The sequence below is a fragment of the Streptomyces sp. NPDC098789 genome (genome assembly GCF_044759975.1).
Classification (GTDB): Bacteria; Actinomycetota; Actinomycetes; order Streptomycetales; family Streptomycetaceae; genus Streptomyces.
This window is the reverse complement of sequence record NZ_JBIWAJ010000004.1, coordinates 304,243-323,703: the sequence shown is the minus strand read 5'-3', so window position 1 is coordinate 323,703 and position 19,461 is coordinate 304,243. Positions and strand designations below refer to the sequence as shown.

Annotated in this window: 14 protein-coding genes, 1 tRNA gene and 1 riboswitch; of the genes, 6 read left to right on the top strand and 9 right to left on the bottom strand. The window is 73.9% G+C overall.

Annotated features, from left to right (window positions below; genetic code table 11):
- Window positions 1–100: 100 nt before the first annotated feature.
- Window positions 101–1,516 (top strand): glutamate decarboxylase, encoded by a 1,416-nt coding sequence (locus tag ACIQWR_RS11515; protein ID WP_404006908.1) that lies wholly within the window; start codon window positions 101–103, stop codon window positions 1,514–1,516.
- A gap of 147 nt (window positions 1,517–1,663) precedes the next feature.
- Window positions 1,664–2,581 (top strand): DUF1906 domain-containing protein, encoded by a 918-nt coding sequence (locus tag ACIQWR_RS11510; RefSeq protein WP_404006905.1) that lies wholly within the window; start codon window positions 1,664–1,666, stop codon window positions 2,579–2,581.
- Window positions 2,582–2,656: 75 nt separating this feature from the next.
- Here ACIQWR_RS11510 and ACIQWR_RS11505 read toward each other — a convergent pair whose 3' ends face one another.
- From ACIQWR_RS11505 to ACIQWR_RS11485, 5 genes are all read right to left on the bottom strand, one after another.
- On the bottom strand, window positions 2,657–5,110 hold the full coding sequence (locus tag ACIQWR_RS11505) for a Helicase associated domain protein (RefSeq protein ID WP_404006903.1): 2,454 nt from the start codon (window positions 5,108–5,110) through the stop codon (window positions 2,657–2,659).
- Between the two features lie 172 nt (window positions 5,111–5,282).
- Window positions 5,283–6,947, bottom strand: a complete 1,665-nt coding sequence (locus tag ACIQWR_RS11500) for a sigma-70 family RNA polymerase sigma factor (RefSeq protein WP_404006900.1) — start codon at window positions 6,945–6,947, stop codon at window positions 5,283–5,285.
- Between the two features lie 146 nt (window positions 6,948–7,093).
- Window positions 7,094–8,296, bottom strand: coding sequence for a serpin family protein (locus ACIQWR_RS11495; protein ID WP_404006897.1), 1,203 nt, complete (start codon window positions 8,294–8,296; stop codon window positions 7,094–7,096).
- Window positions 8,297–8,380: 84 nt separating this feature from the next.
- Window positions 8,381–9,715 (bottom strand): glycoside hydrolase family 18 protein, encoded by a 1,335-nt coding sequence (locus ACIQWR_RS11490; protein ID WP_404006895.1) that lies wholly within the window; start codon window positions 9,713–9,715, stop codon window positions 8,381–8,383.
- Between the two features lie 154 nt (window positions 9,716–9,869).
- Window positions 9,870–10,433 (bottom strand): DUF4352 domain-containing protein, encoded by a 564-nt coding sequence (locus ACIQWR_RS11485; RefSeq protein ID WP_404006892.1) that lies wholly within the window; start codon window positions 10,431–10,433, stop codon window positions 9,870–9,872.
- Window positions 10,434–10,625: 192 nt separating this feature from the next.
- Here ACIQWR_RS11485 and ACIQWR_RS11480 point away from each other — a divergent pair.
- Window positions 10,626–10,698, top strand: a tRNA-Trp gene (locus ACIQWR_RS11480).
- A gap of 85 nt (window positions 10,699–10,783) precedes the next feature.
- Here ACIQWR_RS11480 and ACIQWR_RS11475 read toward each other — a convergent pair.
- Window positions 10,784–11,596, bottom strand: a complete 813-nt coding sequence (locus tag ACIQWR_RS11475) for a peptidoglycan-binding protein (RefSeq protein ID WP_404006889.1) — start codon at window positions 11,594–11,596, stop codon at window positions 10,784–10,786.
- A 164-nt stretch (window positions 11,597–11,760) separates the two neighbouring features.
- Window positions 11,761–11,896, top strand: a riboswitch (cobalamin riboswitch).
- Window positions 11,897–11,954: 58 nt separating this feature from the next.
- On the opposite strand from ACIQWR_RS11475, the gene ACIQWR_RS11470 reads away from it, so the two are divergent.
- From ACIQWR_RS11470 to ACIQWR_RS11460, 3 genes are read left to right on the top strand one after another with little or no spacing between them, the layout of a single operon-like run.
- Window positions 11,955–12,962 carry an ABC transporter substrate-binding protein gene (locus ACIQWR_RS11470; protein ID WP_404006887.1) on the top strand — a complete coding sequence of 336 codons (1,008 nt, stop codon included), beginning with the start codon at window positions 11,955–11,957 and terminating at the stop codon, window positions 12,960–12,962.
- Complete coding sequence (locus ACIQWR_RS11465; RefSeq protein ID WP_404007499.1) at window positions 12,926–13,987, top strand: FecCD family ABC transporter permease; 1,062 nt, start codon at window positions 12,926–12,928, stop codon at window positions 13,985–13,987. Before ACIQWR_RS11470 ends, ACIQWR_RS11465 begins: the two co-directional genes overlap by 37 nt.
- A complete protein-coding gene (locus ACIQWR_RS11460; protein ID WP_404006884.1) occupies window positions 13,984–14,772 on the top strand; it encodes an ABC transporter ATP-binding protein in 789 nt (262 codons plus the stop codon). Before ACIQWR_RS11465 ends, ACIQWR_RS11460 begins: the two co-directional genes overlap by 4 nt.
- Window positions 14,773–14,835: 63 nt before the next feature.
- Here ACIQWR_RS11460 and ACIQWR_RS11455 read toward each other — a convergent pair whose 3' ends face one another.
- The 3 genes from ACIQWR_RS11455 to ACIQWR_RS11445 form a co-directional block, all read right to left on the bottom strand.
- Window positions 14,836–15,240, bottom strand: coding sequence for a VOC family protein (locus ACIQWR_RS11455; RefSeq protein WP_404006881.1), 405 nt, complete (start codon window positions 15,238–15,240; stop codon window positions 14,836–14,838).
- 122 nt (window positions 15,241–15,362) lie between these two features.
- Window positions 15,363–16,994: a N,N-dimethylformamidase beta subunit family domain-containing protein gene (locus ACIQWR_RS11450; RefSeq protein ID WP_404006879.1), complete on the bottom strand. Its 1,632-nt coding sequence runs from the start codon at window positions 16,992–16,994 to the stop codon at window positions 15,363–15,365.
- Window positions 16,995–17,051: 57 nt separating this feature from the next.
- On the bottom strand, window positions 17,052–19,445 hold the full coding sequence (locus tag ACIQWR_RS11445; protein ID WP_404006877.1) for a polysaccharide lyase 8 family protein: 2,394 nt from the start codon (window positions 19,443–19,445) through the stop codon (window positions 17,052–17,054).
- Window positions 19,446–19,461: the final 16 nt, after the last annotated feature.

Here is a 19,461-nt window from a genome sequence, read left to right as displayed (position 1 = left end):
TGGCTCCACACTCGGCCCGCCGCCTGAACCGTCCCTGAAGAATCCTGAAGCCGCCTTCAGGGAGCCGGACCAGGGCGCCGCGCGCCCCTATAGTCCCGATATGGCACTTCATGAGATGAAGGAAGCAACCGCCGGAACCGCCCCCGCCCGGGACGAACGCGTCGACTACGCCACGGACGTGTTCGCGTCCCCGCTCAGCGGCGAGGTACTGCCCAAGTACCGGATGCCGGCGGACCACTCGCCCACCGAGGTCGTCTACTCGCTGCTCCACAACGAGCTGCTGCTCGACGGCAACGCGGCCCAGAACCTGGCCACCTTCTGCACCACCTGGTCCGACGACGGCGCCCGCCGCCTGATGGACGAGTGCATCGACAAGAACATGATCGACAAGGACGAGTACCCGCAGACCGCCGAGATCGAGTCGCGCTGCGTGAACATCCTCGCCGACCTCTGGAACGCCCCGCCCGGCGGCGCCGCGACCGGCTGCTCCACCACCGGTTCCAGTGAGGCCGCGATGCTCGGCGGCCTCGCCCTCAAATGGCGCTGGCGGGCCCGCCGCAAGGCCGAGGGCAAGCCCGCCGACCGCCCCAACCTGGTCTGCGGCCCCGTGCAGATCTGCTGGGAGAAGTTCGCCCGGTACTTCGACGTGGAACTGCGCCAGGTCCCCCTGGAGCCCGGCGCCACCGGACTGCGCCCCCACCAGCTCGCCGCGTACGTCGACGAGAACACCATCGGGGTCGTCGCGATCCTCGGCGTCACCTACACCTGCGACTACGAGCCGGTCGCCGACCTCGCCGCCGCACTCGACCGGATCCAGGCCGAACACGGCTGGGACGTCCCGATCCACGTGGACGCGGCCAGCGGCGGCTTCGTCGCCCCCTTCCTGCACCCCGACGTGGTCTGGGACTTCCGGCTGCCCCGGGTGGCCTCCGTCAACACCTCGGGCCACAAGTACGGGCTCGCACCGCTGGGCGTCGGCTGGATCGTCTGGCGCACCGCCGACCTGCTGCCCGAGGAACTCGTCTTCACGGTGGACTACCTCGGCGGCAACATGCCGACCTTCGCCCTGAACTTCTCCCGCCCCGGCGGTGAGATCATCGCCCAGTACTACCTGTTCCTGCGGCTGGGGCGGGGCGGATACCGGCGCGTGCACCAGGCCTGCGCCGACACCGCGGCCTACCTGGCCCGGGAGGTCCAGGGCATGGGCCCCTTCACCCTCCTGTACGACGGCCAGGGCGGCCTCCCCGCCGTCTGCTACACCCTCACCGACCCCGGGGCGAGCGGCTTCACCCTGTACGACCTCTCCGACCGGCTGCGGATGAGGGGCTGGCAGGTGCCCTCCTACCCGCTGCCCGCGGACCGGGGCGAGACCGTCGTCCAGCGCGTCCTGATCCGGCACGGGGTGACCCTCGACCAGATCGCCCTGCTGGTCGGCGACCTGCGCCGGGCCGTGGACCACCTGACGAAGGCGCCCCCGACCGCCGTGTCCGACCCGCAGCCGGGCTTCCACCACTAGCGGGTGTCCGACGGATGTCCGCGGCGTCGCGGCGCCCGGCACATCCGTCGGACACCCCCTGACCGCGACGCCGGCGCACGGATGAACTTGACCGCCGCCCGGCGCGGGCTGCCCGGGCGGCGGCGACGGTGCACGGACCGTGGGGGCATGCCCCGAACCCGCGTGACCGCCCTCGCCTCCCTCGTCGCCTCTCTCGCCGCCGCCCTCGTGCTGTCCGGTCCGGGGACGGCCCCGGCCGCGGCCCGCGGGGGTCCGGGGCCGTCCCCGGGGCCCGCCGCGCAGCGGGGGATCACCCCGCGGGTGCTGCCCGACCACGGACCGCCCCGCCGCGACCCCGAGGTGTTCCGGGGCGAGGGCTTCGACGCCTGCGCGGCTCCCTCGCTCTCCGCCATGCGGGCCTGGCGGGACCACTCGCCGTACGGGGCCGTCGGCATCTACACCAGCGGCAGCCAGCGGCACTGCGCGCAGCCGCGGCTCACCGCCGAGTGGGTCCGCCGGGTCCAGGCCATGGGGTGGCGGCTGGTTCCGGTCCACGTCGGACGCCAGGCACCCTGCACGTCGTACGCGCACAAGCCCGGCAGGATCGATCCTGCGCGGGCGGTCGAGCAGGGCCGCGAGGAGGCCGTCGAGGCGTTGGCCGGACTCCGCGGGCTGGGGCTCGGCCCCGGCACCCCGGTGTACCTGGACATCGAGGCGTACCCCTCCGCCGAGCCGCGGTGCGCGCAGGCCGTGGTCGACTTCACGAGCGGCTGGACGCAGCGGCTGCACCGGTCCGGGTACCGCGCGGGCTACTACTCCAGCCTCGGCTCCGGGCTGGCCGACCTGGCGGCCGCCGCCCGCGCCGGCACCGCACCGCTGCCGGACGCGGTCTGGTACGCCCGCTGGGACCGGCGGGCGGACACCGCCGACAGCGGCGCGCTGGCCGCCGGGCTCTGGCAGGGGCACCGGCGGATCCACCAGTACCGGGGCAACGTGCGGGAGGCCCACGGCGGGGTGACCCTCACCATCGACCGCAACCTCGTCGACGCCCCGGTCGCGGTCCGGCCCGCTCCATCGCCCGGCTGACCCGGTCCCCGTCCGGCTGACCCGATCCCGTCCGGCCGCCCCGGCCCCGGCCGCCCCGGCATCGTGGCGGCCCGGTCAGGACGCCCAGCGCATGCCCAGTTCCGACAGGGCGGCCCGCCGCTCCGGAGCCAGGCCGGACGCGCGGGAGCGCTGGTTGGCGATCCAGGAACCCAACCGCACCTGCGCCCCGCCCAGCGGCTCGACATGGGTGCGCGGTACCTGGAGGTGACCCTCCCGGGCCTGGAAGCGGCGGGCCGCGGCCAGGTTCGCGGCCCAGGCGTCGGCGTGCGCCCGGCGCGGCCGCGGGCGTTCGGACTCCGGGGCCGGACCCGTCCCCAGCCCGTGCTCCAGCAGCCACCGCTGCGCCGGGGTCAAACGCTCCCACCCCAGGCGCTGCGCCCGCAGCCACTGCCCCAGGTCCTCGCCCTGCACGTACACCTCCCCGGGGTCGAGCGGCAGCGCGCCGCCCGCCTCCAGCCGCGCCCGGGTCAGCCGGTAGGCCCGCTGCCAGGAGATGTCCCAGTCCGGGCACCAGCCGGGATCGATGTCGTCCAGGGCCGCGTGGCGCTCCGCCGACAGCGCTCCCGGACCCTCGCGGCGCGCTGCGGCGCGCTGGTTCTTGGCCCAGATGCCGACCGGGTGGCCCTCCCAGGTGGAGTCCACCGGCGGCAGCAGGTGGCCGTGCGCCCGCGCCCAGGCGCGGGCCGCCGTCAGCCCCTCCTCGAAGGCCACGTCGAAGGCGCTCCACACCATCCCGAGCGCGTCCAGCTCCGCGGTCCGCCGCCGGCCGAGGGATCCCCGGCGGTAGGCGCGCCGCGCGTCCGAGATCCACTGCCCGAGCGGGAAGCGGGCGAGCCCGGGCGGCCAACCGTCCCCGCCCGCGGGCGCCTTGAACCCGAAGGGCACCTTCAGGTCCCCGGTTCCGGCGAGGTAGTGCGCGGACGCGGCGAGCCCGCGCCGCCAGTGCTCGTGCTCGGGGTGCAGCACCCGCAGCCGGATGAAGGCGGCGAGCAGCGCCGGATCGCGGGGGGTCGAGAAGCTGAGCAGTCCCGCGGCCCCGCCGTCCTGCGCGGCGCCCGCCCCCGCCGTGCTCGAAGGGCGGGGCGCCGCACCCGGCCGCTGCGGCTCGGCCAGCGACTCCACGAGCCTGCTGTCGTGCGCCCGCAGCGCCTCCAGCAGCCGCGCCAGGCTCCCGTACGCCCGTGAGGTCAGCATCGTCTCCGGGGTCTCGCCCGGGCCCAGCAGCACCGGCACCACGAGGGAGGCGACCTTCCCCTCGCCGGGGCGGATCCGCAGCGCCCGGCCCACGGCCTGCACCAGGTCCGGCATCGAGTCGCGGACGTCCGCCCAGAACACGGAGTCGCACTCCTTGGTGTCCACCCCCTCGCCGAGCACCCGGACGCTGCCGAGGAAGGCCTTCTCCGCGATCCGGTCGGCCGCGAAGGCGTCCAGCACCCGCCGCCGGTGCGCCGCCGGGTGCTGCCCGCCCAACCAGTCCGCCCACACGGTCCGCGGGTACACCGGGCGGGGGGCCCGGCTGGTCATCCGCAGCCGCGCCGCCACCGCGGGCAGCCCCGCCGCGAACGCCTCGGCCTCCCGGGTCAGGTGGTGGAAGACCAGGGTGCGGCGGAAACCCTGGTCGGCCGCCGCCTTGACCAGGGCGGTCTGCAGCGCCGCCAACCGGGCCCCGCGCACCTCGTCCGAGCGCCCCCGCGGGCCCAGCAGCACCGCCGCCTGGAACTCCGGATCGCTGACGTCCACGCACACCACCCGGTACGGCGCGCAGATGCCCCGGTCGATCGCCTCGGACAGGGACAGGGTGTGGCAGCGGGCGCCGAACGGTCCGTCCGGATCGTCCTCCATCGAGGCGACCAGCACCCCGCCGGGCACCCGGCCCCCGGTGCGGTCGCCCTCCGTGCGGTCGCCCCCGGTGGGGCGGTCGTCCTCCGTGCTCTCGGGGTCCTGCCAGACCCGGGGCGTGGCGGTCATGTAGAGCCTGCGGACCGCCGGGATCCGCGTGTTGTCGTGCACCACCGCCCAGGGCTTGCCGATCCGTCCGGACGTGCGGTGGGCCTCGTCGACCACGATCAGGTCCCACCCCGGCGACCCGGCGCGGTGCGCCCCCTCGACGATGCCGAGGCCGAGGGAGGCGTAGGTGGCGAAGACCGTGACCTGGGGCACCGGTCGGCACCACTGCGCGATCAGCTCCGGATCGGTGGTGCTGGGCACGCCCACCTCCGTGCCGCGCAGCGAGCACACGGCGAGGAAGCGCCCGGTGCGACCGCCCTCGCGCCAGGCGGCGACGGTCTGCGTCAGCAGGTCGAGCGAGGGCACCAGGACCAGCACCCGCCCGGCCCCGAGGGCCTCGGCGGAACGGACGGCCACCAGGGACTTCCCGGACCCCGTGGCCATGATCACCTGGGTGCGCAGCCCGGCTGCGGGCAGCTGCCCGCCCACGGGCAGCTCCAGTGCCCGCACGACGGCGTCGACGGCCTCGCGCTGGTGCGGGCGCAGGACCCTCCGTGCCATCCGTCGTACTCCGCTCGCCCCGTCTGATCAGCCCGTTCGGCTCCAGTCACTATCCTGCCCCGAGATTGAAGCATCCAGTGACCGCGCGGTCGGGTGTCGTCGAGCGACGTTCGAGCGGAGGGCGTCCCTCCCCTCCTTGGGGGGGCGCCCGCGGGCGCCCCGTCGGCCGGGGTCACATGCGGGCGCCGAAGTTCTGGGTCCACCAGGGGCCGCCGGACCCGTTGTGGATGCCGACCCCGATGTCCTTGAACGAGCAGTTGAGGATGTTGGCGCGGTGGCCCGGGCTGTTCATCCAGGACTCCATGACCGCGGCGGGCGTCGACTGGCCCCGCGCGATGTTCTCGCCGTACGTCGACCAGCGGTACCCGGCGGCGGTGATCCGCTTGCCCGGGTCGGCGCCGTCGGGGTTGGTGTGGTCGAAGAAGTCCCGGGCCGCCATGTCGTCCGACTGGCCCTGGGCGGCGGCGCGCAGCTGGGCGTCGTCCTTGAGCGGCCCGCAACCGGCCGCCGACCGCTCCTGGTTGACCAGTGCGATCACCTGGGCCACGGTGCCCTGCGGCGCCGCGAGCGCCGGACGCGGAGCCGAGGGGCGCGGGGCGGGCGTCGCGCTCCCGCTCCCGGAAGCCGAGGCGGAGGCGGAGGCCGAGGCGGAGGCAGAAGCGGAGGCCGAAGCGGAAGCGGAAGGGGACGGAGAGGCGGACGCCGAGGCGGAGGGGGAGGCGGAGGTCGACGCCGACGGCGCCGACCCGGTGGTGGAGAGCGCGGCCAGCGGCACACCGGGAGCCGCGGCGGTCGTTCCCTCCTCACCCGATCCCGGCAGGGCGCCACCGAGGTACAGGGCCCCACCACCGGCCATGCACGCGACGACCACGCCGCCCGCGATGACCCTGCGGCGCGTGCGGCGCCGCTTGCGCGACGCGCCCCGGCCCACGTCACCGCGCCCCCCGGCCGCGTGGGCTCCGGAGCCCTTGGCGGCGCCGGACGAGTGGGCGACGTACGAAGGAGCGGTGTCCGGGGAGGCGGCGTAGGAGAAGGCGGCCGGAACCGCGGTGGCCTCGTGGACCGAGGCCACGAGGGCCGCCGCGACGGGGACCAGGGCCAGCCCGGCCAGCAGGCCCTCCGCCGGGACCAGGCCGTTCCACAGACCCGCGCAGCGCAGGCACTCGCGCGCGTGCCGGGCTATTCGCTTGCGCCACAGCGCCGACGGGAGCCCGTCCCAGCCGCCGGCCACCGCCCGCAGCGCGTCGCAGGGCGGCTGGGCGTCCAGCGCCCGCTCGACCACGCGCGCGGACTCCAACTGCGCCTTCATCCGCTGCACGCGCACGGCGGTGTGCTGCGGGGACAGCTCCAGGGCGGCCGCGACCTCCGCCCGGGTCAGTTCCCCGGCGCACTCCAACCACCACAGGGACAGCAGCGCCCGGTCGTCGGGCTCCAGCCAGCGGGTGGCCCGCGCGGTCTCGCGCCGCTGTCCGGTGAGGTTCAGCTGTACGACGGTCAGGTCCACGAAGTCGGCGCCCGGATCGGCGAGTTCCCGGGCGGCGTCCAGCCCGCTCGCGTCGGGGCCGGTGCTGCGGGCCTCCCAGTGCGCCCGTACCCGGTTCATCGCGATCGCCACCAGCCACGACCGGAAGCTGTCGTCGGACCGCAGCCCGCCCAGGCCGTCGAGGGCCCGCAGCATGGTGTCCTGGACCACGTCGTCCACGTCGACGGACCCGTTCAGGGCCCGGCCGACGATGTTGTAGACGAGCGGCAGGTGGGCGCCGACGAGTTCGTCCTGCGCCCCCGGATCGCCGGCCCGGGCGGCCGACACCAGCGCTGCGGTGTGCTGAGTACTCATGTGATGATCCCTGTCCGTACCGGCGGTCGATGGTGCCCAATACATGGGAGACCGCCGAGCGGGGCCCCGATAACACTTATCGGTGAGCACTCTCTCGCACAAGGGCGCGTGGGGCGCACCGGGGTCCGGATCCGGGTCCTCACATCCTAGAAAACGGGGGCAAAGGGGGTTGTGTGGGGCAGCGGCTCGTTCACCCAGCCCGCCGCGAGCACGAGGTGGGAGGAGCGGTCCACCGCGAGGAATCCGAAGGGCCGCCGGAAGGCGACCTCGGCGCGACGGACGCGGTAGCGGGTCGTCGGCGCGCCCCCGCCCGCCCGCATGCTCACCGCGGTGAGGGCCGCGGCCTCGAACCCCGTCGCGTGGAAGCGGGCCATCGCGGACTGCCGCGCCGAGCCGACCGCCAGCGGGGCGGAGCTGATCCCCGGGAAGTGGCCGAAGGCGTCGTCGGACGCGGCGTCCAGTCCGAACAGTCGGGCCTGGCCGAGGAGGTCGTGCTCGGCCCGGAGGTCGAAGGCCACGGTCTCCTCGATGAGGTAGGAATCGGGTGAGAAGGACTCGACCGTGCTCAGGTCCAGTCCCGGTCCGGGGGACCCCTCGGGCAGGGTGCTCGCGCCCTCGGCGGGCGTCCTCCCGGTGACGGCGGCGATCCCCGCGACCAGCACCTCGCCGGGAGCGGCGTCGGGGGCGCCGAGCAGCAGGTGGACGTCGACGTCCGTCCTCCCCTCGACCTCCAGGAGCGTGACCGGTCCGGCGGGCGAGCGCGTCACCCGGACCCGGTCCAGCTCCCGGGTGGTCCGTCGCAGGCCGAGGAAGCGCTGCCCGGACCACGGGCCGTCGTCGGTCCCGGCAGGGACCGCGTCGAAGGGCTGCTGCCAGGTCACCCGGAGCGCGAGCGCCGAGGCGAGCACCATGAGCACCTCGGGGCCCACGGGCGCCGGCATGTGCTCGATCAGGCCGTCCGTGCGCTCGGCCGCCCACCCGTCCAGCACCGGCCGGTCGATGCCCGCGTCCCCCGTCAGCGTCCCGCGCGCGCCGTCCGGCAGGTCGTCGGTCCAACGCTTCTCCAGGGGCAGGTCGGCCCTGGTCCACAGGCCGGTCGCCGCCACCAGGCCGGGTACCCGACCGAGCCCGTCCAGCAGCTCGCGGGCCGCGGCCGCGGCCCCCTCGGCGGGTATGCCGAGGGCCCGCGCCAGCTCTTCGCGCGCGGGGCCGCCCGCGCCGTCGGCGAGGAGGGCGAGCAGCGGCCAGACCCCGGCCGCGGTGAACACCGTGCCCCCGGCGTCGGGCCGGACCACCGCGGCCCAGCGTTCGGTGAGCCGGTTGACCGCGTGAATCGTCGTGATGTCCATGCGCGGAGGCTACGGGCCGGGGCGCCTCCCGTGCCGGTGGATTTCGCCGGCGGCCGCGGGGGGACCGGGGGGCGCCCCGGCGGATCAGTGGCCGCGCAGCCCCTGGTCCACGGCCGTCATGAGTTCGCCGTCCGCGGTGTCCCCGTCCAGGGACCAGAACATGGCGCCGCCCAGGCCGTGTTCACGGATGTACGCCGTCTTCGTGCGCAGCACCTGCGGGTCGTCGTAGGTCCACAGGGTGGTCCCGTCGAACAGCCAGGCGCTGCCCGCCCGCCGGTCCCGGTGCAGTGTGTACGCGCCCGAATCGGCCAGCTTCTTCAGCGCCTTGTAGTCCTCGTACCCGGCGGACCAGGTCGCGGGCGCCGGCGCGGTCGCGGGCTTCCCCATGCCGTTGCCGCCGCCGGTGACCCCGGTCCAGCCCTGGCCGTAGAACGGCATGCCCATCACGAGCTTGCCCGCGGGCGCCCCGCGCCGCAGCCAGGCGTCCACCGTGCCGTCGACGCTGAAGTCGTCGCGCGCGTACAGGGCCGACTGCTGGGCGGTGGTCTTCTCGCCGGAGACGTGGAAGTCGTAGCCCTGGAGCGTGACGAAGTCCAGGTCCCGCATGATCTTCCGGACCTCGAAGCCCGCGTCGATCTTGGCGGGGGCGGTCGGGACGAAGGCGGTCAGCTGGTACTTCTTCTTCTGGGTCCGGCCGTAGGCGTCGAGCTGGGTACGGAACTCCTGCACCAGTGCGGTGAAGTTCCGCTTGTCCTCGGGCCGGTAGGTGGTGTCGGTGTCCCCGGGCGATCCGGGCCATTCCCAGTCGAGGTCGATCCCGTCGAAGAGGCCGGCGGCCGCACCGGCGCCGCCGCGGGCGCCGTCCTGGGGCAGGTTCCCCTTGATGTAGAGGTCGATGCAGGACTGGACGAGCGCCTTGCGCGAGGCGGGGGTCCGGGCCGCGTCCGAGAAGTGCGTGGACCAGCTCCAACCGCCCAGTGAGATCTGGGCCTTGAGGCCCGGGTGCTTGGCCTTGAGCTCGCGCAGCTGGTTGAAGTTCCCGGCGAGCGGCTGGTCCCAGGTGTCGGCCACCCCGTCGACCGAGCCCGCGGCGTCGAGCGGGCGGGCGTAGTCGGCCCAGGCGTCCGCCTCACCGGGGACGTTGCCGGTGAAGCACTTGCCGTCCGCGCCGATGTTGCCGAAGGCGTAGTTGATGTGGGTGAGCTTGGCGGCGGCGCCGCTGGTCTCCAGGTTCTTGACCTGGAAGTCGCGCCCGTAGACGCCCCATTGGGTGAAGTAGCCGACGCGGTTGTACGTGCGCCCGTGACCGAGGTCGCCGTCGGCGCGGTCGGTGGCGGCTCCCGCGGCGGGCGCGAAGGCCGCCAGGAGGGAGAAGGAACAGGCGGCGACGGCCAGCCTGCCGAGCGTGCTGCGGCGCATGGGCTTCCTTTGCGGATGCGGGGAGTGGTGCTCCTGAGCCGTGCTGTGCGCGTGCTGTGCATCCCGGAAGGTATTGGTCTGGACCAGAGCGGTCAAGAGGGCGGCGGGTGTCGGGGGCCGCGCGGGGGCGTGCTCAGGGCGGGGGCGTGCCCGGTCAGGAGAGGGGCCACTGGCCGATGTCGTCGGCCGTCCCGCTGTTCAGCGCGAACTGCACCGCTGACGGGCGGGCGTCGCGGGGCAGCTCGAAGGTGACGCTGCCGGTGGCCCGTTCGCCGGGCGCGAGGGATCGTCCGTCCGGGAACTCCGTCCCGGCCGTCGTCGCCCCGGCCACACCCGAATACCGCTTGCCGCCCAGGTCCAGGAGGTACGAGCCGTCGCGCGGGGCGTCGGTGTAGGCGGCCGTCCCGGTGTTGACCAGGCGGAGCTCGACGGAGACGAGCCGCTGCGCCGGATCCCGTGCGGGATCCGCGGTGCGCGGGGTCGCCGGATCGGTCACGGCGACGAGGGTGACGTCCAGCAACTCTCCGGGCCGATTGCCGCGCAGCGAGATCGTCTCTCCGGTGGGCCCTGCGGGGAGCCGGCCCTGCGCTTCCGCGACGCCGGGTCCGGGCCCGAATCCGACTCCGAGGAGGGTCGGCGCGGTGAGGGCGAGCGTGAGGGCGAGGGCCAGGGTGAGGGCGGGCGCGGGCGCGGCGGAGGAGGGCCGGAGACGGCGCATGGCGGAACCTCCTCGGGCGTGGGGCCACCTCCCACCATCCCCCTCGGCGCCCGGCCCCGCCACCTGCGACGCTCCCCGCCGCGGGCCGCGGGCCGCGGAGCGCCCCGGGAGCGGCCGCTGGTCCCGTCGGGTGACCACATGCTGGAAACGATTGGATCATCCGCGTGCCCCGTGCGAAGCTAGGGCCATCGAAGGGGCGTAGCTCAGTTGGTAGAGCGTTGGTCTCCAAAACCAAATGTCGTAGGTTCGAGTCCTGCCGCCCCTGCAAGGGAAACCCTCCGAAGCCCGGGGTGAACGCGCCGCGTTCACCCCGGGCTTCGGGCGTTCAGGTGGTCCACGGGGCGTTCGGCTCAGACGTTGGGGACCTGGAGGAGGTCCCAGGTGGTACGGCCGGGGGGCCAGGTGGCGGCGGCCCCGGTGAAGCCGCACGTGCGCTGCCACGCCTCGTAGCTGGTCTTGTCACCGCGGCCGATGACGTCCTTGTTGCGGCTCGACTCGTACCGGTCGCACCCCACGGCGACCAGGCGGTCGTGCATGGCCGAGACGATCGGCGAGCGGCGGCCCGTGGTGAACCAGGCCGCGCCCGGGAACGGCTCGAAGGTGGGCGCGGTGACGGGTGGCGCCCAGCGCCAGGCGGTGATGGCGGACCCGCCGCGGGGGTCCTGGGGGTCGGCGGTCGGCGGGCACTCGCCGTCCGGGTAGCGGGGGGCGAAGTAGCCGGTGACGTAGCTGCTGCGGCGGGGGTTGGAGTGCGACCAGACGCCGTTGCCCTGCCCGTGGTCCACGGCCCCGGCCCGGATGGAGTTGCCGCCCTTGGTGTACACGGTGTCCGCGTCGAAACCGGTGACCATCTCGGTGTGCGCGCCGTTGCCGAAGTTCACCCACGCGCCGGCGCTGGGGTACGCGGACCACTGGCCGCGGCGCTGCGCCCAGTCGCTGAACGCCGAGACGTTGTCGACTTTGGGCACGATCGCGTCGAGACCGGCGTCGTGGTAGGTGCACCAGTCGAAGATGACGCACCACGCGACTCCGTCCTCGCCGAACTCGCGGCCCCAACGGGTGTAGTTGTCCCAGCCGACGGTGCTGTTCCAGCCTTCGTAGATCTGCTCGGGTACGGACATCAGGTGGTCGGTGAGCTGTCGCCACTCGGGTGAGGTGCTCATGGGGGGTCCTCCGGGTGTGACGGAGCCGTCGATTTCCGAAGTGGTCCCCAGCAATGAGGCGGCCAATGCGTCCCTGAGCTGCTGTATCGATTCAGCTCGGTCGGCGGCCCAGGGGGCTCCGCGGCCGGCGCGGGCGGTCGGGCGCCGGCACCCGGGCGCGGATGGTCTGGCAGAATTGTCCGGGTTACCCCCGGGCGGCGCGTACCAGGAAACCGGTGTGAAACCGGTACGGTCCCGCCACTGTGACCGGGCCCTCGCGGGTCCGGGAGTCAGACACTGACGTGCCGCCCTTTCCTTGTCGATTTCCTTTCGACTTCCTTTTGACCCGGGGACGAGGATCCCCAGGAGAGGCTCCGTCATGTCGCGTTTCCGCGCCGCCCTGCGCGCGCTCACCCCGCTCGCCCCCCTGACCCTCCTGATACCGCTCGTCGCCTGCGGCGCCGCCGAGGAGGGGGCTACGGGCGACGGCGCGCCGCGGCCGACGTCCGGCGCCGCGGGGTTCCCGTACACCGTGACCAACTGCGGTGTGACCACGACGTACCGGGAACCGCCCCGGCGCGCCGTCGCCATGAACCAGCACGCCACCGAGGTGCTGCTCGCCCTCGGCCTCGGCGACCGGATGGCCGGCACCGCCTACCTCGACGACGCCGTCCTGCCCGCGTACCGGCCCGCCTACGACAAGATCAAGGTGTTGGCGAAGGAGTACCCGTCGAAGGAGCTGCTCCTCGGCGCCAACCCCGACTTCGTCTACGGCGGTTACTCCAGCGCCTTCGACAAGTCCCAGGGGCGCGACCGCGAGACGCTGGGGAAGAGCGGTATCAACACCCGTCTCAGCGTGGAGTACTGCACCCAGGGCCCGGTCCGCTTCGAGCAGCTGAAGACCGAGATCACCGAGGTGGCCCGTACCTTCGGGGTGCCCGACCGGGGCGCGCGGCTGATCGAGGACGAGCAGCGCCGCATCGACGCCGTCGCGGCGCGCGTGAAGGACAAGGCGCGCCCGACCGTCTTCGTCTACGACTCCGGGGAGACGGCGGCCTTCACCTCGGGCGGCAACGGCATCGGCAACGAGATCGTCTCCCTGGCGGGCGGGACGAACGCCTTCGCCGACCTGAAGGACACCTTCGGCGATGTCTCCTGGGAGAAGGTCATCGAGCGCAAGCCCGATACCGTGCTGATCTACGACTACGGCGGGACCGGCGTCGAAGCCAAGAAGCAGCGCCTGTTGAACGACCCGGCCCTCGCCCAGGTTCCCGCGATCAGGGACCGGCGGTTCGTCGTCCTGCCGCTGTCCTCGGCCGTGCTCGGGGTGCGCGTCGCCGACGCCGTCGAATCCCTCGCCGGGCAGCTGCACCCCGACGCCCGGTGAGGGCGGACCGCCGCCGCACCCCGCTCGTCCTCGTCCTCCTCGCCCTCGCGCTCGCCGCCTGCGCGGTGGCGGGACTGGCGCTGGGGCCGGTGCGGATCGCTCCCGGCCAGGTGCTGGAGATCGTGGCCGACGGACCGAGCCCCGGCGCCTTCGCCTCCATCGTGTGGGACGTCCGGATGCCGCGCGTGCTGCTGGCGGCCGTGGTCGGAGCCGGACTGGCCGTGACGGGCGCCGTGTTGCAGGCCCTCGTGCGCAATCAGCTCGCCGACCCGTTCCTGCTCGGCGCGTCCTCCGGGGCCTCCGCGGGCGCCGTGGCCGTCATCGTGCTCGGCCTCGGCGCGGGCGTCGCGACCAGCGTCACGCTGCCCCTGGCCGCGTTCGTCGGATCGCTCGGCGCGTTGGTCACCGTGTACGCCCTGGCCCGGCGCGGCGGGACCATGACCACCGGGCGGCTGATCCTCGCCGGGGTCGCCGTCCAGTACATCCTGTCCGCGCTGACCAGTCTGGTGCTGGTCCTCTCGGCGCGGGCCGAGGAGGTCCGCTCCATCCTCTTCTGGACGCTCGGCGGCCTCGGCGGGGCGCGTTGGGACGAGCTGGCCCTGCCCGCGGCCGTCCTGGCCGTGGGGACCGGGCTGCTGCTCGGCCTCGCCCGGCCGCTGGACCTGCTGCTCGCAGGCGAGGAGGACGCGCGGACCCTCGGGCTCGACACCGGTCGCTTCCGGGCCGCCGTCTTCGTGCTGACCTCCCTGGTCATCGGAGTGCTGGTGGCCTTCAGCGGTGCGATCGGTTTCGTCGGGCTGATGGTTCCCCATGCCGCCCGGATGGTCGTCGGCGCCGGGCACCGGGCGCTGCTGCCGGTGGCCGCGCTGGGCGGGGCCGTGTTCCTGATGCTGGCCGACCTGGTCGCCCGTACCGCGGCCGCGCCCGAGGAGATTCCGGTCGGCGTCGTCACCGCGCTGGTCGGCGGGCCGTTCTTCCTGTGGATGCTGCGGCGCTCCAGCCGCAGCGAGGGGGTGACCGGATGACGGCGTCGCCACCCTCGCGAGCGCTGGAACTACGGGCCGAGGCCGTGCGTTACGAGATCGACGGGAAGCCGCTGTTGCACGGCGTCGACCTGACCGCCCACCCCGGCGAGACGGTCGGCGTGGTCGGTCCGAACGGCAGCGGCAAGACCACCTTGCTGCGCTGCGTGTACGACACCCTGCGGCCCACCGGCGGGCGGGTCGTGCTGGACGGTGTGGACGCGGCCTCGCTGGGCGTCAAGGAACGGGCCCGTCGGGTCGCGGTCGTGCCGCAGGACGCGAGCGGCACCTTCGGGCTGACCGTGCGCGAGGTGGTGGCCATGGGGCGCAGTCCGCACAAACGGTTCTGGGAGCAGGACGGGCCGGCCGACGCCCTGCGCGTCGCCGGCGCACTGGAGACGGTGGGCGCCGGGGAGCTGGCCGCCCGCCGCTTCGACGAACTGTCCGGCGGCGAGCGCCAGCGCGCGCTCGTGGCCCGGGCCCTCGTCCAGGAGCCAGGCCTGCTCGCGCTCGACGAGCCGACCAACCACCTCGACATCCGCTACCAGCTGGACGTCCTCGGCCTGGTCCGGGACCTGCCCGCCACGGCCCTGCTGGTCCTGCACGACCTCAACCTCGCCGCGTCCTTCTGCGACCGGCTCTACGTCCTGGACGCCGGACGGGCGGTGGCGTCCGGGCCACCGGGAGAGGTGCTGACGGAGGAACTCCTGGCCGAGGTGTACGGCGTGCGCACACGGATCACCGCCCACCCCACCACGGGCGCTCCGAACATCGTCTACCTGCCCTGAGCGGACGGCGAAGGGGCGGCGCCCGGTGTACGCGGCGCCGCCCCCCTTCAACCGTCGAGCCGACTACTGCGCGGTCGCGCCGTCGGCGCCGCTCCCGTAGGGGCGGGTGATGATCTCCATCCCGTGCCCGGACGGATCCAGGAAGTACAGCCCCCGGCCCCCGTCGTTGTGGTTGATCTCGCCCGGCTGCTTCTGCATCGGATCGGCGAAGTACGTGATGTCCTTCGCCCGGATCCGGGCGAAGGACGCGTCGAACTCCGCCTCGGAGATGAGGAAGGCGTAGTGCTGGGGGGTGATGGTCCCGGACGGGACGGTGGCGAAGTCCAACTGGACGCCGTTGGCGGTGTCGACGGGGACGAAGGGGCCCCACGCGGAACCGACTTCGAGACCGAGGACGTGCGCCAGGAATTCGGCCGACTCCCGATTGTCGCGGGAGTGGATGATCGTGTGGTTCAACTCGACTGACATGGGTGAATGCCTCCGCAAGGCACCTCACGGCCACCTCCATGCCTCACCCGGACGGTGACCGGCACGCGATGACGTGTAGGTGATCCTAAACGCCCGTTCCGTCCCGTGGCCACTGCTTTGGGTCACGAACCGCCGTACACCGCCTTGACGTTGTCCTGGGCGGGGTGGGTCCGGCCGGCCGGACCCGCTGCGAAGGCGCGCAGCAGGTTCTCCGTCACCCGCGTCGTCAGCGCGCCGGCGCGCGCGTCGAGGCCGTGGTTGGCACCGCTGCGGCCGTCCCCGGTCGCGTCCAGTGCCTCGACCCAGCGCATGGTTCCGGTGGCGAACACGCCGGCGCCGCTCGGCGTCGTGTAGTAGGCGGTGTCCTGGTGACTGGGCCGGCCCTCGCACACCACGGGGGAGTGGGCCAGTATCTCGATCGGGCGCGGGGTCGGGAAACCGGTGCTGACCTTGTCGTACTCCACGCCCACCAGGTGCGGGAAGCGGTCGGTCGCCCGCACGCCGGTGCCGTCGAAGAGCCAGTGGCCCGGGTTGGTCACCACGTACGGAGCGTCCACGGGGTAGCCGTCGTAGATCACGCCGAGCAGCGAACTCTCCGGGTCGGCCCCGGGGGCCGTACGGAAGTCCACGGTCGCCGGGTGACCCCGCTTGAAGCCGGGGTCCTGCTCGTAGGACGTCTTGTAGCAGACGACCGTACGGTCCGGGCCCAGGTCGCTCGCCTCCAGCCGGATGCGGCGGTAGCAGCAGTTCGCGCCCAGTATCGCGACGTTGCTCCCCGCGTCCCGGGCGGCGGTGATGTGCGCGCGCTGCTCGGGCGACCAGTACTCGTCGTGCCCGAGCGAGACGACGGCCGTGGCCCCCTCCAGCAGCCGCTTCTCACGGGCCACATCGGTGGTCGTGGTGTAGGCGAGGGGTATGCCGAGCCGCTCGGCCAAGGCGATCAGCGGAGCCTCGTAGACCAGGAACAGTCCCGCGCCGTCGTCGTACTCGTACGGCCGGTCGAAGGTCACCGACAGGGAGCGCGAGGCGAAACCGCCGCTCGGGCCGTCGTAACTGCTGTACCCACCCCACTTGTTGTAGGCCTGCCACGTCGCCACCGCGTTCACGATGACGGTACGGCCCTTGGTGGCCGCGGACCGCACGGTGACCGGGACGAACCGCTGGCCCTCGCCGCCCTGCGCGTCCAAGCGCAGCAGGTAGCTGCCCTCCGGCCAGTCCTTCGTCTCGACGGTGGTGGTGCGGGCCCAGCGGGCCCGCACCATCCGCGTCCCCTGCTCCACCGCGGCCTCGGGCTGGTGGGCGCCGTTGATCGCTTGGGAGCGCCACACCAGGCGGGCCCGCGCCCCGCCGTACCAGCCCATCCGGTAGGCGGAGACGGTGAACCGCGGCGCGGTCGTGGACACGTGCAGGCCGAAGGACTCGCCCGGCAGGACGCTCACCCGGTCGGCGAAACCCTCGATCGCCCGCGCGGGCCCGGCCTTGGCCACGCCCCAGTCGGCGTTGCCCGGCCGCGCGTTCTCGGCCTTGACGTCGAAGGCGTGCGGTCCGGCCGGATCGCCGGCCCCGGCGGAGCCGGACGGCTTCGCCGCTCCGCTCGGCGCGCGGCCCGCGCCCGCGTCGTCGGCGGAACCCGCCCCGTCCGCACAGCCCGCGACGGCCCCGAGCCCGGCCACCGTGGCCGCACCCGTCGCGATCGCGAGGAACCGCCGCCTGGCCGCTCCTCCACCGTCCCCTGCCTTGTGCGTCTGATCCATGAAGGGCACGGTATGTCACCCGTTCGGACCCGTTCGAACCGGGCGCGGCCCCGCGCGTCAGCCCAGACGCACCACCACTTCCTGTGCGGCCCCCGCCGCTCGGGTGAGGTCGGCGAACCCCAACCGAAGGACGGCGCCGGGGACGGCCGACACCACCCCGGCGGAGCGGGTGAGGACCTCGGCGACGGGCCGGTGCCACACCACGGTGAGCGCGGTCTGCGTCCGGGACGGATCGCTGACGCGGACCGTGGCCGTCCCGTCGGACCGCTCCCGGACGGTCACCGAGCAGGGCCCGCCCGCCTCGACCGGACCGGCCGTGCCGGCCTGCCAGAGGTTGACCCCGGTGAACCCCAGGGACGGGACGGTGACGCCCTGGGCCACCTCCGAGTTGGCCAGGACGGTCAGCCACCCCGGAGCGGCGGCCCGGGCGGCCGTCTGGGCCGCCGTGGCGCCGGGGAGCACCTGATGGACATACGACCCCGCGGTGGGATCGGTGCCGTGGTCGTACCAGAGCGTCAGGTAGCGGCGGCTCAGCGCGGCGGTGGAGCCGCCCCGGTTGATGTCGCTCCAGCGTCCCGTGCGCTGCTCCCGCAGGGCCTTGAACCCGCCCGCTCCCGACATGACGTACCCGCCGAACCCCGCGAGGTGTGCCCAACCGGGGGAGGAGAACGCGGCCGACCAGCCCGGAGTGGTCGGCTGGAGCGCGCCGCCGACGGTCAGCGCGTGCGTACCGGCGGCCCCCAGATTGCGGTTGTCGATGACCGACTCGACGACGGCGCCGTCCGCGGCCCGGATGCCCGCGCCCAGGCACACGATCGTGTCGGCGAGGAAGAACCAGGACTTGCGGGCCGTGAGGGTGCTGGACAGGCCCCGCAGGTGCTGCCCCACCGAGGCGAACTCTGCGTCCGTGCAGCCGCCCACCCACACGGCGTCCGGCCGGGAGGCTCCCCAGTCGCCCCCCGCGCCGTCGGCCAGCACCTTGCGCGAGACGGTGGTTCCGGGCAGCCGGTAGGGGTCGACCGTCGGCCAGAAGGCGTCCGCGTACTGCCCGTTGCCGTAGGTCGCGCCCCACCAGCACAGCATCCCGCTGCCGGTGTGCCAGCCCCGCAGGTTCTCCCCGTTGCCCGTCTCGTAGTGCGCGATGCGGCGGGAGGCCATGGCCAAGGAAGCCGCCCAGTCGGGCCGTCGGTGCGTGGCCCGGTCCATCGCACCGAACAGGCGGTGGCCGACCGGCTCGGCCGCCGCCGGCACGGCCGGGTCGCCCTCCACCTCGGCCAGCCGGGCCAGCGCGGAGAGGGGCAGGGACTCGTCGGCGAGCGGGCGGCTGTAGTAGTCCCGCGCCATCCAGCCCTTCACCAGCGCCCGCCATCGGGCCCGCTCGGCGGCGCTCGCGCCCTCACCGAGCAGCAGGATCCCGGCGAGCAGTGCGTGGCCCCGGGCGTGGTCGTCCTGTCGCACCTGCCGGACGTCCGCCGCGGCCAGCCCCCGGCTGATGGCCCGGCCGCTGACGCAGTCCATGGCCAGACCGTTGAAGAGGAAGGGGGCCCAGGCCCCCTCCACCGCATCGAAGACCACCTGCGCACCGGGGTCGACGACGGCCCAGGGGGTCCCCTTCAGCACCCCCGACAGCAGGCCCAGACCACCGAGCAGCACCGCACCGTAGGTACCCGAATAGGGCACCCACGTGTGCTGGACGAACGACCCGTCGCGGTACAGGCCGTCTCCCGACGTGACGTAGGGGAAGACCGGAGCGAGGGCGTCGCGAGCCAGAGCGATCTTGGCCGACTGCTTGCCGACCACCCCGCGCACCGCCAGCACCCGACACAGGTCCACCCGGTTCGCACCGGTGCTGGTCCCGGTGTACGAGCCGACCACGGAGTCCGGCACGAAGTGGTCCACGGCCGCGCAGGATTGCGTGAGCTGCGTCGGCGACAGTTGGTCGTACAGCAGCACGCAGAGGTCCAGCAGCGCTTGCGGCGCACCGATCTGCCAGCAGTACCAGTTGCCGTAGGGCGCCTGCCCCGCGTGGTAGGCCCGCGCGTGCAGGTGGTCGAGCCCGGTGAGCAGGGCCGAGAGCAGCGCCCCCGAGCCGGTCGTCCCCGTCCCGGGCCGGACGTAGGCCTCCGCCATCGTCCGCAGCCGGTAGTAGCTCTGCATCAGCATCTCGGGATCGGTGGAGAACACCTGGTCGGGCCAGAGCGAACCGGCGGCCGGGGCCATGGCCGCCACCCAGCCCCCGGCCATCTCGCCCAGTGCGGCCAGCCGCGAGCGGAACGGCTCCGCCCCGGTGGGCAGATCGCCTCCCAGGACGAGACCGCGCCACACCGCCCGCATGCCGTCGTGGACATCCCCCACAGCCTGTGCGGCCGCCCGCCCGGCGGGTGTCGCGAGGAGGAGCGCACCCCCGCCCGCGGTGGAGAGGAAGGCCCGCCGACTCCATACTTCCGTCATCGCCAACTCCTTTCGC

What these genes read in the sequence shown, in the direction of transcription:
- ACIQWR_RS11500 (WP_404006900.1), bottom strand. Translation starts at nt 6,947, where the DNA reads ATGAGTACTCAGCACACCGCAGCGCTGGTGTCGGCCGCCCGGGCCGGC.
- ACIQWR_RS11455 (WP_404006881.1), bottom strand. Translation starts at nt 15,240, where the DNA reads ATGTCAGTCGAGTTGAACCACACGATCATCCACTCCCGCGACAATCGG.
- ACIQWR_RS11470 (WP_404006887.1), top strand. Translation starts at nt 11,955, where the DNA reads ATGTCGCGTTTCCGCGCCGCCCTGCGCGCGCTCACCCCGCTCGCCCCC.
- ACIQWR_RS11485 (WP_404006892.1), bottom strand. Translation starts at nt 10,433, where the DNA reads ATGCGCCGTCTCCGGCCCTCCTCCGCCGCGCCCGCGCCCGCCCTCACC.
- ACIQWR_RS11450 (WP_404006879.1), bottom strand. Translation starts at nt 16,994, where the DNA reads ATGGATCAGACGCACAAGGCAGGGGACGGTGGAGGAGCGGCCAGGCGG.
- ACIQWR_RS11490 (WP_404006895.1), bottom strand. Translation starts at nt 9,715, where the DNA reads ATGCGCCGCAGCACGCTCGGCAGGCTGGCCGTCGCCGCCTGTTCCTTC.
- ACIQWR_RS11475 (WP_404006889.1), bottom strand. Translation starts at nt 11,596, where the DNA reads ATGAGCACCTCACCCGAGTGGCGACAGCTCACCGACCACCTGATGTCC.
- ACIQWR_RS11515 (WP_404006908.1), top strand. Translation starts at nt 101, where the DNA reads ATGGCACTTCATGAGATGAAGGAAGCAACCGCCGGAACCGCCCCCGCC.
- ACIQWR_RS11505 (WP_404006903.1), bottom strand. Translation starts at nt 5,110, where the DNA reads ATGGCACGGAGGGTCCTGCGCCCGCACCAGCGCGAGGCCGTCGACGCC.
- ACIQWR_RS11510 (WP_404006905.1), top strand. Translation starts at nt 1,664, where the DNA reads ATGCCCCGAACCCGCGTGACCGCCCTCGCCTCCCTCGTCGCCTCTCTC.
- ACIQWR_RS11460 (WP_404006884.1), top strand. Translation starts at nt 13,984, where the DNA reads ATGACGGCGTCGCCACCCTCGCGAGCGCTGGAACTACGGGCCGAGGCC.
- ACIQWR_RS11445 (WP_404006877.1), bottom strand. Translation starts at nt 19,445, where the DNA reads ATGACGGAAGTATGGAGTCGGCGGGCCTTCCTCTCCACCGCGGGCGGG.
- ACIQWR_RS11495 (WP_404006897.1), bottom strand. Translation starts at nt 8,296, where the DNA reads ATGGACATCACGACGATTCACGCGGTCAACCGGCTCACCGAACGCTGG.